General features: G+C 35.7%; 8 protein-coding genes. 4 read left to right on the top strand and 4 right to left on the bottom strand.

All coding sequences use genetic code 11. The features are described from left to right. Nucleotides 1–96 precede the first annotated feature (96 nt). The 3 genes from RNZ46_RS09835 (at nucleotide 97) to RNZ46_RS09825 (ending at nucleotide 8,503) form a co-directional block, all read left to right on the top strand. On the top strand, nucleotides 97–6,504 hold the full coding sequence (locus RNZ46_RS09835) for an alpha-2-macroglobulin family protein (RefSeq protein ID WP_316982031.1): 6,408 nt from the start codon (nucleotides 97–99) through the stop codon (nucleotides 6,502–6,504). A 116-nt stretch (nucleotides 6,505–6,620) separates the two neighbouring features. Beyond that, on the top strand, nucleotides 6,621–7,115 hold the full coding sequence (locus RNZ46_RS09830; protein WP_316982030.1) for a hypothetical protein: 495 nt from the start codon (nucleotides 6,621–6,623) through the stop codon (nucleotides 7,113–7,115). Continuing rightward, nucleotides 7,112–8,503 carry a T9SS type A sorting domain-containing protein gene (locus tag RNZ46_RS09825; protein WP_316982029.1) on the top strand — a complete coding sequence of 464 codons (1,392 nt, stop codon included), beginning with the start codon at nucleotides 7,112–7,114 and terminating at the stop codon, nucleotides 8,501–8,503. Before RNZ46_RS09830 ends, RNZ46_RS09825 begins: the two co-directional genes overlap by 4 nt. 1 nt (nucleotide 8,504) lies before the next feature. On the opposite strand, the gene RNZ46_RS09820 is transcribed toward RNZ46_RS09825, so the two are convergent. From RNZ46_RS09820 to RNZ46_RS09805, 4 genes are all read right to left on the bottom strand, one after another. Then, on the bottom strand, nucleotides 8,505–9,026 hold the full coding sequence (locus RNZ46_RS09820; RefSeq protein WP_316982028.1) for a DUF4136 domain-containing protein: 522 nt from the start codon (nucleotides 9,024–9,026) through the stop codon (nucleotides 8,505–8,507). 80 nt (nucleotides 9,027–9,106) lie between these two features. Continuing rightward, nucleotides 9,107–9,820: an ion transporter gene (locus RNZ46_RS09815; RefSeq protein ID WP_316982027.1), complete on the bottom strand. Its 714-nt coding sequence runs from the start codon at nucleotides 9,818–9,820 to the stop codon at nucleotides 9,107–9,109. Nucleotides 9,821–10,017: 197 nt separating this feature from the next. Next, nucleotides 10,018–11,016 carry a GTPase ObgE gene (gene obgE / locus RNZ46_RS09810; protein WP_316982026.1) on the bottom strand — a complete coding sequence of 333 codons (999 nt, stop codon included), beginning with the start codon at nucleotides 11,014–11,016 and terminating at the stop codon, nucleotides 10,018–10,020. A 134-nt stretch (nucleotides 11,017–11,150) separates the two neighbouring features. Then, on the bottom strand, nucleotides 11,151–12,260 hold the full coding sequence (locus tag RNZ46_RS09805) for an adenylate kinase (RefSeq protein ID WP_316982025.1): 1,110 nt from the start codon (nucleotides 12,258–12,260) through the stop codon (nucleotides 11,151–11,153). 139 nt (nucleotides 12,261–12,399) lie between these two features. On the opposite strand from RNZ46_RS09805, the gene RNZ46_RS09800 reads away from it, so the two are divergent. After that, on the top strand, nucleotides 12,400–13,554 hold the full coding sequence (locus RNZ46_RS09800) for a 5-(carboxyamino)imidazole ribonucleotide synthase (RefSeq protein ID WP_316982024.1): 1,155 nt from the start codon (nucleotides 12,400–12,402) through the stop codon (nucleotides 13,552–13,554). Nucleotides 13,555–13,562: the final 8 nt, after the last annotated feature.

The following is a 13,562-nucleotide window of genomic DNA, read 5'->3' as shown; positions in this document are numbered from 1 at the left end:
AAATGGTTAACTTCACTCAACCAACGAAAGTAATTCCTAATTTATTGTTTTTTGGAATAACTTTTGAAAGTACATTTAAAGACAAATACAGCATAAATGAAACGTACACTATTAATATTAATGATTATTCTTTTTTCAAATTTAACGCAAGCTCAAAATCCAGATTACCAAAAATTATGGACTAAAGTTGAAAAACTAGAGGTTGAAGGTTTGCCAAAATCGGCATTAAAAATTGTTGAAGATATTTCAGCGAAAGCTAAAAAAGATAAAAATAACCCGCAACTTATTAAAACCATGCTTTTTAAAAGCAAGTTCGCTTTGGTTTTAGAGGAAGATGCGCAATTAAAAATCATTAATAATTTTAAAAATGAAATTGAACAGAGTTCGTTTCCCACTAAAAACATCCTTGAAAATATTTTGGCCAATTTATATTGGCAGTATTTTAACCAACACCGTTGGCAGTTTTACAATCGCACTAAAACTTCTGAAAAATTAGATGCGAACGATTTTAGAACTTGGGATTTGCAAACTATTTTTAATGAGATTCATGAGCATTATCAAAACTCTTTAGAGAACGGATTGATGCTTCAATTGGAGCCATTAAGTAATTATAGTGTGCTTTTAAATGAGCAAAAAGGCTCTAAAATTTATCGTCCGACTTTATTTGATTTTTTAAGTCATAACGCGTTACTATTTTACAAAACCAACGAAACGCATATCACCAAACCAGCTTATAAATTTGAAATTGATAATCCCGATTTTTTAGGCGATACCAAGACTTTTTCGGAATTAAAATTAACTTCCAAAGATTCAACGTCGTTGCAATTAAATGCTTTAAAAATTTATCAAGATTTAATTCGATTTCATTTAAAAGGTAAATCGCATTTAGCATTAGCCGATGTTAATATTAATCGATTAAAGTTTGTAAACCAACATGCTACTTTTAGCGATAAGCAATCCATTTTATTAAACGCCTTAAAAACTGAAAGCGAGCAATTAAAAGCGCACAAAGTTTCAGGTTTATATGATTATGAAATCGCTACTATTTACTATCAACAAGGATTAGATTATCAACCAAAAACAAAGAAAGAAAACCGTTGGAAAAACAAAGAAGCCATTGATATTTGCAACAACGTTATTGCAAAGTTTCCAAAAAGCAAAGGTGCAGAAATGTGTACCATTCTAAAGCAGCTAATTGAACAAAAATCGTTACAAATTACAACTGAAAACTTCTTGCCTATCCTCAAAGATTCGCGCTTATTGATTCGCTATAAAAACTTGAATCAGCTTCAATTTAAAATTCATAAAATCTCTAGAAACCAGCTAGAGAAATTCAACAAAACCTACCGAAAGGAAGAGCAATTAGCTTTTATTAAAAAATTAAAAACTACAACCGAATGGCATAGCAGTTTGCGTAACGAAGGTGACTACCAAACGCATACCACCGAAATCCTATTACCAAAACTGAACAATGGAAGCTACTTAATTTATGCTGCGCCGAAAAATGAAGAAAACACCTTTGCATTTAGCACCATTCAAGTTACCGATTTAGCTCTGGTGGAAACCGATAAAACGGATTTTAAAATCTTTCAAATCATTGACCGGAACAACGGTAAACCCATTGTTGGCGCTAAGGTTGAACTAAACTTTATAGAAAACAACAACCGAAATGAGCAAACTGAAAATCAAACCACGGATTTGCATGGGCAGATAAAAATCAACAAATCGAAAAATCGTTATCGCAATATAAATCTAAAGGTTAAACACGGTAACGATGTGGCTTATTTTGGCGATTATTACATCCATCAATATTATAAAAATCAGAAAGAAAAGGTAACTTATAAATCCTTTTTATTTACCGACAGAAGCATTTACAGACCAGGACAAACCGTTTATTTTAAGGCTATTGCCATGAAAACCGAAGCTAACAAATCTGAGGTTTTAGAAAACCAGAAGGTTTACGCCATTTTATATAACGCAAATGGTGAAGAACTAAAAGTATTGAATTTAAAAACGAATGACTTTGGTTCCGTTTCAGGCGAATTTATCTTGCCAAATACGGGTTTAAACGGACAATATTATATTGAATTTGATACCGAATCTGGACCGGATGCAGAAAGCAACACCTACTTTTCGGTCGAAGAATACAAACGCCCCAAGTTTGAAACCAAATTCAATCCCATAACCGAAACCTATAAAGTTAACGATTCGGTAACCATAAAAGGCCATGCTTTAGCTTATGCCGGCAGCAATATTACCGATGCCAAAGTGGTGTATCGTGTGCATCGCAAAGTAGAATATCCGCATTGGTATTTTTGGTACCGCCCATGGTTTAACAGCGAGCCACAAGAAATTACGCATGGCGAAAGCAGAACCAATGATAAAGGTGAATTTGAAATCACCTTTAAAGCCCAACCCGACCAAAGTGTCGATAAAAGCAGTCTGCCTATTTTTAAATACGAAGTAACTGCCGATGTTACCGATTTAAACGGCGAAACACGAAGCGCAACTACCATTGTAAACGTTGGTTATCATGCATTAACAGCAAACATGTCTGTTGCAAATCTTTTAGATAAAACCAAAAAAAACCACGCGATCACCATCGATACCAAAAACTTAAATGGTGAGTTTGTAACAGCAAAAGGCACGGTTAAAATTTACAAATTGAAGGCACCAAATACGGTATTACGGGTGCGTCCTTGGCCTGCGCCCGATTATCAAGACATTTCAAAAGAAAGTTTTAAAAACTTATTTCCGCACGACGCTTATAGCAATGAGCATAACCCGAATAACTGGGAAAAAGGAAAGCTTGTTTTTATAGCATCTTTTAATACCGGAAATTCAAAAAAACTCAATCTTGGCAAAACTAAAAAATGGCAATCTGGTCAATACCTCATCACTTTAGAAAGTAAAGATAAGTTTGGACAAACGGTTAAAGATGAAATTAAAACCACACTTTATAGCGATAAAGACGCAACTCTTGCGGATCATCAATTATTCAGTATTACAAGTGATAAATCTAAATACAACACTGGCGATATAGCCATAATAACATTGGCCTCGGCTGCCAATAATTTAAACGTTACAGTTTCAGTTGAAAAACAAAATAAGGTTATAAAAACTCAAATTATCCCATTGAATAATAATAAAAAAACCATTAGTATTCCTATCACAAGCGATGATATTGGTGGCTTTTCGGTTAATTATAGTTTTGCAGCGTACAACAGTTTTCAATCAGGTAGTTTAAATATTGTCGTGCCTTACCCAAAAACCGAATTAGAGATTGAAACCACAACCTTTAGAGATAAATTACAACCCGGAACCGATGAAACTTGGAGTTTTAAAATTAAAGGGCCGCAGGGCGATAAAGTATCTGCCGAATTATTAGCGAGTATGTACGATGCAAGTTTAGACCAATTTAAACCACATGCTTGGAACTTTAATCCCATCAACAATCCAACCTATTATTCTTATAATAGAAGTAATGCGCGACATAGTTTTGGAACACGCAATTTTAGAGTTTATAATGATAGATCGCGTTCGTATTATCAATACCAAAGTTATGACCAGTTGGATTGGTTTGGGTTTAGTTTTACCAAAGATCGTTGGGTGTATAATAATTATCTAAATAGGTTGAAAAATAAATATGAGGATAGAAATACGGCTAGATATGATGAATCAATCAAAAAGGGTTATGTGTCAGGCACGGTATATGATAGAAGCGGAAATGTGCTGCCAGGTGCTAATATTACTTTAAAAGGAACCAGCCGCGGTACTCAAACAGGTTTTGATGGTGAATTTTCAATCAAGGCGAAAAAAAATGATGTTTTGGTATTCAGTTACATTGGGTTTGTTACACAAGAGATTAAAATTGGAGAAAATAATTATTTTTCAGTTTATTTATACGACGATAGTGCTGCATTAGATGAAGTGGTAGTAGTTGGTTATGGAACTCAAAAAAGAAAAAATATAGCTGGGGCTGTTTCTAATTTACAAGCTGATCAGTTAAATGCAAGCGAAGAATTGGAAGAAGATGTTGCTTTCAGCGTAGCTGAAAAAGTAGCGGGTATTTCGGTTCATGATTCTGTTTCTTTAGCAAAAGAACCAAACTTCGACAACATCAAAATCCGTAAAAACTTAAATGAAACCGCGTTTTTCTTTCCGCAGTTACAAACCGATGAAGCAGGCAATATAAGTTTCAGTTTTACAACACCCGAAGCATTAACCCAATGGAAATTGCAACTTTTGGCACACACCAAAACTTTAGAAAATGCAACTAAAACCTTAACAACGGTTACACAAAAAGAATTGATGGTCATACCAAACGCACCTCGTTTTTTACGCGAAGGCGATAACATAACCATAAGTACAAAAATTGCCAACTTAACCGATAAACCACTTTCGGGGGAAGCCATTTTAATATTAACCGATGCCATTTCTGGAAAGGACATTACAGCAAACTTGCTCAGTTCTTCCTCTTCTGGGGATTTAGAGGGGACTTCCTTTACAGTAGAAAAAGAAAACAACACCCAAGTCTCATGGAATCTATCTATTCCTGATAATGTGCAAGCCGTTCAATATAAAATCATTGCCAAAGCTGGAGATTTTAGCGATGGCGAACAAAATGCCTTACCCGTTTTATCAAATAGAATGTTGGTTACCGAAACACTTCCTATGTGGGTTAGAAGCAACCAAACTAAAACTTTCACATTAGATAAGTTGAAAACCAACACCTCTTCAACATTAAAAAACCACAAATTAACTTTGGAAATAACGTCCAATCCAGCGTGGTATGCGGTACAAGCTTTACCGTATTTAATGGAATATCCGTACGATTGTAACGAGCAAATTTTCAGTCGATATTATGCCAATGCATTGGCGAGTCATATCGTAAATTCGAATCCAAGAATTCAAGAGGTTTTTAATCAATGGGCGTCTCAAGATGCTCTGATTTCGAAACTTGAAAAAAATGAAGAGCTCAAGTCCATTATAATCCAAGAAACCCCTTGGTTACGTGATGCACAAAGTGAAACCGAACAGAAAAAACGCATCGCTTTATTATTCGATTTAAACAAAATGAATAACGAATTGCAATCTGCAAAACGTAAATTGCAACACAATCAAATGGATTCTGGTGGATGGGCTTGGTTTAAAGGCGGACGCGAAAACCGATACATCACGCAACATATTATTACTGGTTTTGGTCACTTAAATAAACTTGGTGTCATTTCGACAGAGCGCCAAACGAGCGACGAGAAATCTCATCATCAAATGATTAAAAAAGCCGTCAATTATCTGGATGCGGAATTTGTAAAAGAATATAATGACATCAAAAAATACAATTCAAAAGTCGACTTAAATAAAGATCATTTAAGCAATATGCAATTGCATTACTTGTACATGCGAAGCTTTTATCCAGAAACTAAAAAATCTGATAAAGTTGAAGAAATCACTAAATATTATCACACACAAATTCAGAAATATTGGTTAAAACGCTCTTTATATGCGAAAGGATTAATGGCCTTGGTTGTAGATAGGATGGGCGATAAAAAGACGTCGGCTAAAATTTTAAAATCCTTAAAGGAAAACAGCATTACCTCCGAAGAATTAGGCATGTATTGGAAATCCAACACCAACTCATGGTATTGGTATCAAGCGCCTATTGAAACGCAAGCCTTATTAATTGAGGCTTTTGCCGAAATTGAAAACGAAACCGAAACTATTGACAACCTTAAAATTTGGTTACTAAAAAACAAACAAACCAACCGTTGGAAAACCACCAAAGCAACCACCGAAGCCGTTTATGCGTTGTTGTTGCAAGGTAGCGATTGGTTGAGCGCAAGCGATATGGTTGATGTGGTTTTAGGCGGACAACAAATAGAGCCTTTCAATCCCGATAGCTATCGGGATGAAGCTGTAAAAGTTGAAGCTGGGACAGGTTATTTTAAAACGGCGTGGAATGCCTCAGAAATCAAACCAGAAATGGCAGAAGTTCAAATGACCAAAAAAGGAAAAGGCATCGCTTGGGGCGCTTTATATTGGCAATATTTTGAGGATTTGGATAAAATAACTTCGGCTGAAACACCACTTAAATTAAAGAAAAAACTATTCTTAAAAAAGAATACCGATACTGGTGAAGAGATTACTGAAATCACGAAAGACACCCAAGTTAAAGTCGGCGATTTAGTAAGAGTGCGCATAGAATTACGTAGCGATAGAGCCATGGAATTTGTACACATGAAAGACATGCGCGCCGCAGGTTTGGAGCCTGTAAACGTATTATCGAAATACAAATGGCAAGATGGTTTGGGCTATTACGAAAGTACCAAAGATGCGAGTACTAACTTCTTTTTTGATTATTTACCAAAAGGTGTTTATGTTTTTGAATACGATTTACGAGTAAACAATGCAGGTCATATGAGCAACGGTATCACAACCATACAAAGCATGTACGCACCAGAGTTTAGCAGCCATAGTGAAGGTGTAAAATTGTTAGTTGAATAAAAAAGAGCTATAAGTATACTTTATATTAACATAAACCTATGCCTTTTCATAATATTTTAAATGATTAAATTTACACTTTGGTTTAAAACTTAACCTTTTTTAATTTGATAAAGTTAATGCCCCAAAATACCGCTTTACTTTTAATGGCATTTGTTTGTGCAACAATACATTCCTGTGCATCAAAAAAAGATGTGACTCAAAATGCTACCATCGAAGAAACCAACCCCAAACTCATTTTTTTGAATTATAAAATTTCAGAAGATTCAAAAGGCAAAAAAAATATTCAGTTTATTAATAAGATAATAACTGATGGAAAATTAAAAAAAAACATACCTATAAACAATGGAGTTTCTGGCGATTTAATATGCCATCAACTTGATAAAAATTTAAATGTGCTGCAAAGCATTACCATAAAAAATCCGCTTGTAAAGAACTTTGAATATGTTGATGATTCAAAACAATTTCAAAGAAAGGAAGTAGTACTGAAGGAAGCTGAGTTTTCATTAAAACTAAAACTGGAACCAAATACTAAATACTTCAGCATTAACGAAATTACGTCGCTATCATCAAAACCAAAACTACTTATCAAAACAAAAATCAAATCACTATGAAGCATCAATTACTATATATTTTATGCCTGCTCAATATAGGATTTGTAAATGCTCAAGTTTTTGATGTTGAAACGATTAAACGCTCCGGCGACAACAACAAAAGAATTAACCTTGTCCTTTTAAGTGAAGGCTATCAAACAAGTGAGTTTTCAAAATTTATTACTGATGCCACAAGTTTTTCAAACGCCATGTTCACTCAATCACCATTTAAAGAATATGCTGATTATTTTAATGTGTTTGCCATAAAAGTCCCGTCTAATCAAAGTGGCACGGACCACCCTGCAAACGCAACCGACGTTACAGAACCTGTTTTTCCTGCGGCTACCTTAGACACTTATTTTAACACGTCCTTCGATACTTCTGGTTATCACAGATTGCTTTACACCTATAATTCTGCAAAAGTTTACAATGTATTGGCTAATAATTTTCCGGAATACGACCAACCGATTATTTTAGTAAACTCTCCGGAGTATGGCGGTGCGGGTGGCCCTTATGCAGTTTCATCAACCGGAACAAGTGCCAATGAAATTGTAATACACGAATTAGGACACTCGCTTTTTAATTTAAAAGACGAATATTATCCGGGAGACGGTAACCTAAATGAAGCCACAAATGCCACACAGGAAAGTAACCCTGCTTTAGTAAAATGGAAAAATTGGATGGGTATTGATGCCATAAACATTTATCCTTATGGGAGTTCTGGTGAATCTGCCACTTGGAACCGCCCTCACCAAAGTTGTAAAATGCGTTATTTAGGTTTTGATTTCTGCTCGGTTTGTCAAGAAGGGATTATTGAAAAAATTCACAGTTTAGTATCGCCCATCGATTCGTATTTACCGGCTTCAAACACCGTAAACCCAACGGCATACCCTATCGATTTTGAGTTGAATTTAATAAAACCCATTCCGAATACTTTAAAAAACACGTGGACTTTAAATGCTTCGAATTTCGCAAATGATGTGGACAATATTTCTATTGCTGAAAACGATTTGAATACCGGCACCAACGATTTAACCGTTGTGGTACATGATGATTCGCCCATGCTAAAAATTGACAACCACGAAACCACCCATGTTTATTCGGTTACTTGGACGATTACAAAATCGGCTCTAGGAATTGACGACATTAGCTCCAAACAAAATGATTTTAATATTTCATTATTTCCTAATCCGTCAAATAATATTTTAAACTTAAAGGTGGAAGGCAAAAGTGCCGCAAGCTTAAAAGTGGATATTATTAGTTTGGATGGAAAAAGGCTGCAATCGACCAAAATATCCAATTACGAAAACAACAAGATTGATATTAGCCGTTTAAGCCAAGGCATGTATTTGGCGAATGTTTATTTAAATAATATGCTTTTAACAAGCAAGCGTTTTGTAAAAAACTAGGCTATTGCTTTGGCGGATAATTTGCCAATACTTTATCCAGAATCGCATTTAACCGCGCCGTTCTGTTCTCTGGCGAAGTATTGGGGCTATAACTAGATTCGCTAACGGCTTGCCAAAAAAGGCCTTTGCCATTTTCATCAACAAAATCAATCGTTATTTTTCGGTTTACATTCGATTGCCCAACCGGAATACCAATGGATACGCCGCCGCCAACGTTTCGTCCGCCGCCGCCTAAGCCAACACCAACCGTATTGCGTCGTGCCGCCTGAAAAGCACTGCTTTTAATATCGATAAAAAAATCTGGTTTTTCGGCCAAACTAAATCCTTTGGTCTGCATTTTTTCATCCAATGCATCTAAAAAACGCTTGGTGTCCAAATCGCTTAAACCGGTATTCATATCGGCGTAATAATTGTAGGTTTTGTATTTTGTGAAATCTGTTGTCCTGTCGTAATCGTAATTAACGCGTATAGGGGCACAAGATACAATGAGTAAGGCCAAAACAAATATTTTAAGATAATTCATAACATTGATTTTTCATTAAAGTTAATCAAAAAATATTCCACTTCATTTAACTGAAAAATTTTTAACAAATAGAATGAATGTTATTGGTTGTCTTCTTTATGATCAATCGATTTTGTTAAAGCAGAAGATATGATTCCTGTTGGAATTGCCACAATGCCCAAACCAATCATTAATATAAAAAAAGTAAACACCTTTCCGCCCACGGTTATGGGATACACATCGCCATAACCAACAGTGGTAAGCGTGATGATAGCCCACCACAAACTATCGAAAATGGATGAAAAATGCTGTGGCTGAGCTTCATTTTCGAAATAATAAATCCCTACGGCAGAAAAATATATTAAAATGAGCGTAACAAAAATAAAAAGTAAAATTTCTTCTTTGGCCGATTTTATAGCATCTGTAAAATGATTCATGGCTCGATTGTAACGCACAAGCTTTAAAATTCTGAATAATCGCAAAAACCGTAAGGCTCTTAACGAGCGTAAATCGACTCCAAAAGCTAAGTAAAACGGGAGGATTGCCAACAAATCTATAATACCAAAAAAACTAAACACAAATCTAGGTTTGCTGTCGGCCACATAAATTCTTAAAATATATTCTAAGGTAAAAACAATAACGCTAAACCATTCGATGGATTGAAGAATAACCCTTGTTTGTGGTTTTAAATTGGGGATGGTTTCAACAGAAAACGTAACAACCGATAAAAGGATTAGGGCTTGAATAAAAAAAGCAAAATACCGGCTTAATTTATTATCGTTAATTTCTACGATGCTTTTAATCTGTTTTTTCATATTGTAATTTTAAATTAGAATTCAGAAAATCTTTTAACCATAAATATGTTCGTTACCCCGAACTTATTACAGGGTCGCAAAAATAAATCTAGATTCTCAAAAAATATGAGATGCCGATACAATTTCAGCATAACGCACACCTGTAATTAGGAAACAAAACAAATGCTCAATTTAAAAAATTTGAAGTTTTTTTGAAATTAATCATTTAACATTTTCCAAAGTAAATCTTTAAGCTGGGTAATGCCTTGTTGCGCCACAGATGAAATAAATAAATATGGAATGGGGAGTTCGTTATCCAACTCGGTTTTAAGCTCAGCCTTTAATTCAGCATCAAGCAAATCACTTTTCGATATGGCAATAATGCGCTCTTTATCCAGCATTTCCGGATTGTATCTGCGTAATTCATCCAACAGAATATCGTATTGTTTTTTAATATCGTCAGCATCGGCAGGAATTAAAAACAATAAAATGGAGTTGCGTTCAATATGGCGTAAAAAGTAATGCCCAAGGCCTTTCCCTTCAGCGGCTCCTTCAATAATTCCGGGAATATCGGCCATTACAAACGTTTGAAAATCGCGATACTCAACAATGCCCAAATTGGGTTTTAAGGTAGTAAATTCGTAATCGGCAATTTTAGGTTTCGCTGATGTTACAACCGATAACAAAGTAGATTTCCCTGCATTGGGGAAACCAACCAAACCAACATCGGCCAGTATTTTAAGCTCTAAGGTGATGTATTTTTCCTCTAAAGGAAGTCCGGGTTGTGCATATCGTGGCGTTTGATTTGTAGACGATTTAAAGTGCCAGTTTCCAAGACCACCCTTTCCGCCTTTTACGATAATTTTTTCTTCGCCATGCTCGGTAATTTCAAAAATGACATCGTTTGTTTCGGTATCTCGCACCACTGTTCCTAAGGGCACGTCAACATATACATCTTCCCCATCGGCCCCCGTACTTCGGCTTTTGCTACCATGTTCGCCATGGCCAGCCCTAATATGCTTTTTGAATTTTAGAGGTAAAAGTGTCCAAAGGTGTGAGTTTCCTCTGAGAATAACATGACCGCCACGACCACCATCGCCACCATCTGGACCACCTTTGGTGATGTATTTTTCGCGATGTAAATGCGCAGAGCCTTTGCCTCCGTTTCCGGAAGACACATACATTTTTACGTAGTCAACAAAATTTCCTTCAGTCATGAATAACGTTACAAGTTATGAGTTAAAAGTTAAAAGTTTTCTCACTCTTACTTTTAATTTTTTCCGCGAAAGCGAAAATGGTATTAATTGAAACTAAGCAATAAATATAAATTCCTGCTTTCGCAGGAACCAGACTATAAGTTATCAATTACGTCACTTAATCGTACCGTAATTTCCTCAATACTTCCTACACCATCAACACCAAAATATTTGTTTTGTGCTGAGTAGTAATCTTTTAATATAGCCGTTTTATTGTAGTACTCTGTAATTCTATTTCTAATAATGGATTCATCGGCGTCGTCTGTTCTTCCGCTTGTTTTGCCTCTTTTCAGTAAACGTTCTACTAAAACCACATCGTCTACTTCCAAAGCTACCATGGCATTAATTTGCGAATCTTTGCTCTCCATTAATTTATCCAAAGCCTCGGCTTGTGCATCTGTTCTTGGGAATCCATCAAAAATAAAACCATGAGCATCGGCATTTTTTTCAACCTCAGCCTCCAACATATCTATAGTAATTTGGTCTGGAACCAATTCTCCTTTATCCATGTAAGACTTGGCAAGCATGCCTAAAGCGGTTTTATTTTTAATATTAAATCTAAATACATCGCCTGTAGAAATATGTACTAAATGATATTTCTCTTTTAAAAATTCTGCTTGCGTCCCTTTTCCTGCTCCTGGAGGGCCAAATAGCACTAAATTTGTCATGTGTTGGGTTTCTTTTATTTGATATACTTCTGGTATGTCTCTCCCTAATCCATCATAATCGAGCCCGTAACCCACTATAAATTTATTAGGTATTTCTATACCAACATAATGTAATTTAAAATCTTTTTTGTACGCTTCAGGTTTATAAAATAACGTGGCTATTTTTAATGTTTTTACCTTTTCGTTTTTAAAAATCCGGTGCACTTCCGCCAAGGTATTTCCCGAGTCAATTATATCTTCTAAAATAACCACCGTTCGACCTGATAAATCTTGGGTTAAGCCAATTAATCGCTGAATATCTTCGGTAGATTTAACACCTTCGTAGGATGCCAATTTTATAAAAGTGACCTCGCAGGGTTTTGGGTATTTTTTCACAAAATCGCTCACCACCATAAACGAGCCATTTAAAATGCCCACAAATACAGGAATTTCGTCTCCTAAATCATTAGAAATCTCGTCGACCAAACGTGCAATAGCAGCATCAATGTCGCCTGCAGAAATAAAGGGTTTAAAATATTTATCGTGTAGCTTTATCACGGTTATTTTATTTTTTAAAGTTGCAAAGATAATCAATAGATTACCGATTATCGATTTTTTGATTTACGATTTGCAAAGTAATTTGATATTAAAATGTATTTTTGCCTAAAATTGAATGCATTATAAGAAATAAAACAACATGAATTATTTTTCTTCAAATTTTAAACTCGGTATTCTTGGTGGCGGACAATTAGGCAAAATGCTGCTTAACGATACCCGAAAGTTTGATATTTACACTTGTGTTTTAGATGCGAGCGACGAAGCTCCTTGTAAAATTGCCAGTAACGAGTTCCATTTGGGCGATTTAATGGATTATAATGCCGTTTATAATTTTGGAAAGCAGGTTGATGTTTTAACTATTGAAATTGAAAACGTAAATGTTGATGCGCTTGAAACCCTTGAAAAAGAAGGCGTAAAAGTATATCCTTCTTCACAAACATTGCGCACCATTCAAAATAAAGCCGTACAAAAATTGTTTTATGTAGACAACCATTTACCAACGGCACCGTTTTCTCGTTTTGCTTATCTCTCAGAAATTGAAGATGCCATTAGTAATGGCGGCTTAGAGTTTCCGTTTGTTTGGAAAGCGGCTCAATTTGGTTATGACGGCAATGGTGTAAAAGTAGTGAGAACCCTATCCGATTTAGAGGGTTTGCCAAAAGGAGAATGCATTGCAGAAACCTTAGTGCCTTTTAAAAACGAATTAGCTGTTATTGTGGCTAGAAATGCGGCAGGCGAAACCAAAACATTTCCGGTGGTTGAAATGGAGTTTCACCCTGAAGCCAATCAGGTAGAATACGTAATTTGTCCCGCAAGGATTGATGACCACGTTGCAAAAAAAGCCGAAGATGTTGCCCTAAAAGTATCCAAAGCCTTTAATCACGTTGGGCTTTTGGCCGTTGAAATGTTTCAGACTAAAAACGACGACATCCTAATTAACGAAGTGGCTCCGAGGCCGCACAACTCAGGGCATCAAACTATTGAAGCCAGTTACACCTCGCAATTTGAACAACACCTTAGGGCTATTTTAAATTTACCTTTAGGAAGAACCGATAGCAAAGTAGGAGGCATTATGGTGAATTTGGTTGGTGCCGAAGGATATACGGGTAACGTGATTTACCAAAACATTGAAACTATTATGAAAATGGATGGTGTTACTCCACATATTTACGGTAAAAAACAAACCAGACCTTTCCGGAAAATGGGACACGTAACCATTGTAAACGAAGATTTAAGTGAGGCCCGCAGAGTTGCTGAGGAAGTTAAGAAAACGATTAAAGTTATTTCAGAATAACCAAAACA

Origin of the sequence: Hwangdonia lutea (assembly GCF_032814565.1) — a bacterium.
Classification (GTDB): Bacteria; Bacteroidota; Bacteroidia; order Flavobacteriales; family Flavobacteriaceae; genus Hwangdonia; species Hwangdonia lutea.
This window is presented reverse-complemented; position numbering and strand designations above follow the sequence as displayed.

What these genes read in the sequence shown, in the direction of transcription:
- RNZ46_RS09835 (WP_316982031.1), top strand. Translation starts at nt 97, where the DNA reads ATGAAACGTACACTATTAATATTAATGATTATTCTTTTTTCAAATTTA.
- RNZ46_RS09830 (WP_316982030.1), top strand. Translation starts at nt 6,621, where the DNA reads ATGCCCCAAAATACCGCTTTACTTTTAATGGCATTTGTTTGTGCAACA.
- RNZ46_RS09825 (WP_316982029.1), top strand. Translation starts at nt 7,112, where the DNA reads ATGAAGCATCAATTACTATATATTTTATGCCTGCTCAATATAGGATTT.
- RNZ46_RS09820 (WP_316982028.1), bottom strand. Translation starts at nt 9,026, where the DNA reads ATGAATTATCTTAAAATATTTGTTTTGGCCTTACTCATTGTATCTTGT.
- RNZ46_RS09815 (WP_316982027.1), bottom strand. Translation starts at nt 9,820, where the DNA reads ATGAAAAAACAGATTAAAAGCATCGTAGAAATTAACGATAATAAATTA.
- obgE (WP_316982026.1), bottom strand. Translation starts at nt 11,016, where the DNA reads ATGACTGAAGGAAATTTTGTTGACTACGTAAAAATGTATGTGTCTTCC.
- RNZ46_RS09800 (WP_316982024.1), top strand. Translation starts at nt 12,400, where the DNA reads ATGAATTATTTTTCTTCAAATTTTAAACTCGGTATTCTTGGTGGCGGA.